The sequence below is a fragment of the Bartonella sp. AD328YNZD genome (assembly GCF_042196425.1).
Map to the genome: position 1 here is coordinate 1 of NZ_JBHIQG010000262.1, position 3,414 is coordinate 3,414.

3 protein-coding genes and 1 pseudogene are annotated in these 3,414 nt (G+C 37.5%); all 4 read left to right on the forward strand.

Going from position 1 to position 3,414, the window contains the following annotated elements:
* Positions 1–688, forward strand: a 688-nt coding sequence (tatC, locus tag ACFIO3_RS10305) for a twin-arginine translocase subunit TatC (protein WP_375704416.1), incomplete at its 5' end; no start/stop codon positions are given.
* Positions 689–749: 61 nt separating this feature from the next.
* Complete coding sequence (gene serS / locus ACFIO3_RS10310) at positions 750–2,027, forward strand: serine--tRNA ligase (protein WP_375704417.1); 1,278 nt, start codon at positions 750–752, stop codon at positions 2,025–2,027.
* Between the two features lie 134 nt (positions 2,028–2,161).
* On the forward strand, positions 2,162–2,821 hold the full coding sequence (locus ACFIO3_RS10315; RefSeq protein WP_375704418.1) for a protein-L-isoaspartate(D-aspartate) O-methyltransferase: 660 nt from the start codon (positions 2,162–2,164) through the stop codon (positions 2,819–2,821).
* 168 nt (positions 2,822–2,989) lie between these two features.
* Positions 2,990–3,414: pseudogene (locus ACFIO3_RS10320) on the forward strand (peptidase M23); the annotation flags it as partial.

The window sequence follows — 3,414 nt, forward strand, 5'->3', positions numbered from 1 at the left end:
ATTTTTGATCACTTTTATGATGTGTTTTTTTGTTAAAGATTATATCTTAAGTTTTTTACTATGGCCGTATCAGTGGGCAATGAAAATAGCAGGGAGTAATCCTGAGAGTATTCGTTTGCAATCAACACAAGTATGGGAAACTTTTTTAACAAAGATGAAACTTGCGGCTTTTGGGGGGATTATTTTATCTTTTCCCTATACGGCTTTTCAGTTTTATAGTTTTATTGCACCAGGGCTTTATAAAAATGAACGTATGGCTTTTTTACCCTTTCTCATTGGTGGTCCTATTTTATTTTGTATTGGGGGAGCGTTTGTTTACGCTCTATTGGCACCAATAATACTATGGTTTAGTCTTTCACAACAATTTCTTCCAGATGTTCATTTAAGAATAGATTTTATAGTGCGTATTTCCGATTATTTGAGCTTTATGACATCATTTATCCTAGTTTTTGGTTTGATTTTTCAATTACCTCTTATCATCAGCCTTTTAACAAAAGTTGGATTTTTAACATCTCGTGATTTGGTATCTAAACGAAAATGGGCTATCTTGCTTTCTTTTATTATTGCGGCAATAGTAACCCCTTCGGATTTTTTTACGATGTTTGCAGTGGCTTTACCAACGATAGCACTTTACGAGATCTCAATTTTAATTGCTTACGGTATAGAAAAGAGAAGAAAATCCGCTTAAGAAAATTGTATAATCTTATGCGATAACAAATGAATAAAAACAATATAAATGAGGAATTTTGATGCTTGATATTAAGTGGATTCGTGAAAATCCTGAGAAATTAGATAAAGCACTTGTAAACAGAGGTCTTGAACCACAAGCTGAAAGGTTAATACAACTTGATCTTGCACGTCGGTCGCATGTTGCTAAAGTACAATTGGCGCAGGAACGTCGCAATGCTATTTCAAAGGAAATAGGACAAGCTTTAGCTGTATCTGATCAACAAATGGCTGAAGGCTTTAAAGCTGAAGTTGAAGAGATTAAAGTCTTTCTTTCTTCTGCAACAGCGGAAGAAAAACAGCTGACGGAGAGTCTTGAGAAAATTCTTTCAGCTCTTCCAAATATTCCATTGGATGATGTTCCGGAAGGTAAAGATGAAAGTGATAATGTCGTCATTCGACATTTTGGTACACCTCCAACATTTAATTTTACACCAAAGGAGCATTTTGATCTTGGTCAAGATCTTAAGCAGATGAATTTTGAGCGAGCTAGTCGTTTGTCTGGAACACGTTTTACAGTGCTTTCAGGGGCGTTAGCACGGCTAGAACGAGCATTAGGACAATTTATGCTTGATGTGCATGTGAATGAGCATGGTTATACAGAAGTCTCAGTACCTCTTCTTGTTCGTGATGAGATTGTTTACGGAGCAGCACAATTGCCGAAGTTTGCAGAGGATCTTTTTCAGACAACAGATGGTCGATGGCTTATTTCTACTGCAGAAGTACCATTAACTAATTTGGTTAATGATGAAATTCTTGAAATATCAGATTTACCACTGCGATTTTCTTCTTTATCTCCTTGTTTTCGTTCAGAGGCGGGAGCAGCCGGTCGTGATACGCGCGGTATGTTGCGTCAACACCAATTTTGGAAGGTGGAAATGGTCTCGATTACCAGTGAAGATCAGTCTTTAATTGAATTGGAACGTATGACGGAATGTGCAGAAGATATATTAAAACGTCTTGATTTGCCTTTTCGCACAGTGGTTCTTTCTACGGGAGATATGGGGTTTGCAGCACGTAAAACCTATGACATCGAGGTTTGGCTTCCTGGTCAAGAATGTTATCGTGAAATTTCTAGCTGTTCAGTTTGTGGAGATTTTCAAGGTCGTCGTATGAATGCTCGCTATCGTAAAGAAGGCGATAAAAAATTGCATTTTGTTCATAGTCTTAATGGTTCTGGTACGGCTGTTGGCCGTTGTCTTATTGCAGTGCTTGAAAATTATCAACAAGCTGATGGGTCCATTATTGTTCCAGATGTTTTACAACCCTATATGGGAGGCATGCGTTGTATTACTGCTTAATTTTGCGAAAGGAAAGACAATATGCATTTATTGCCAAGAGGTGATGGTATGCAAATGCAAGGCTTAGCCATTTTAAAGGAAGTGGTTTGTAGGGATGATAAAAGTGCACTTCTATTAGAGATTGAATAAATACTATGGGGCAAAATGGTATTTTACAATTTCGTGAAGAGTTGGCCGCTCTTGTACTGAAAATGCGTAGAAAAGGCATTGATGACGTGCGATTTTTTTCGGCATTAGAAAAAATTCCACGTCAACAGTTTGTTTCTGCCCCTTGGTTTAATAGTGCTTATGATAATAAAGTTATTCCCCTTGAGTGTGGTGAATATATGGAACGTTTGGAAGAACAACTCTTAATTCTTTCAGCATTATCGTTGAAAAAAAAGCATCGTGTCTTAGAAATCGGTACGGGATCTGGTTTTTGTACAGCTCTTATAGCCTGTTTGAGTGACCGTGTAACGACGATTGATCGTTATAAAACGCTTGTTGATTTGGCAGGCCAAAAATTTCAAGCTTTGGGAATTGAAAATATTGTTGTACGGCAAATTGATGGAAGTCATAGTGTGACAGGTTTGGGGGCATTTGACCGTATTCTTATTTGGCCATCGCGTTCTGATGAACCCAAGGAATTTTTAGAACTCTTAGCTGAAAATGGCATTCTCATTCAGGCTATAGGGCCTGATGAAGGGGTACAAACGGTGACGCGCTATACAAAAATTGGGAGTCGATTTGAGTGTTTAGAACTTTTTCACGTGCGTTATCAACCTTTTATTAAAGGTATTGCGGAGATACTTTAAATTTTAAAATTTAAGAAATAGCGCAAATTATTTCACCTTTTTATTTTACGTTAAATTCATTTTGATATTATGTAGAGATATTTATGAATAAAATATCTCATTTTAACTCTTCGGTAATTTTAAAAAGCTTTAATGGAATGAGTTGAGTATTGATGAGTGGGCAAAACTATGTGTTTAAGAGCTTTGGATAATATTTTCCGGCATAAATTTCAGAGAATAACTTTTTTAGCGGTGATAACTATTGTTGCTGGTTGTAGTTCTGGTACGCAACGTTTTTCCGCTATGTCCTCTCATCGTATGTTATCTCATCAATCAAATATATCTAGCACTATACCTACAGATCCGCGAATGCTATCGGACGGTGGTGATATGATACAGAGTACTGAATTGCCACCTGTGGAACCAAGCGATGATTCTTGGCGAGATGACAGTTCTCCTTATAATTCTCCACAGCAAGGTAGGACAGCTTCTTTGGATGGTCGCGTTATGGGAGCACCTCCACGTAATCTTGGAACACTTTCTCGTTCACAAATGGATAACTCTCCTGTTTTCCGGCGGAATTCTTATATTGTCCAGAGTGGAGATACACTACT

Bases quoted from the DNA above. Each gene is read 5' to 3' on its own strand.
- serS (WP_375704417.1), top strand. From the start codon at position 750: ATGCTTGATATTAAGTGGATTCGTGAAAATCCTGAGAAATTAGATAAA.
- ACFIO3_RS10315 (WP_375704418.1), top strand. From the start codon at position 2,162: ATGGGGCAAAATGGTATTTTACAATTTCGTGAAGAGTTGGCCGCTCTT.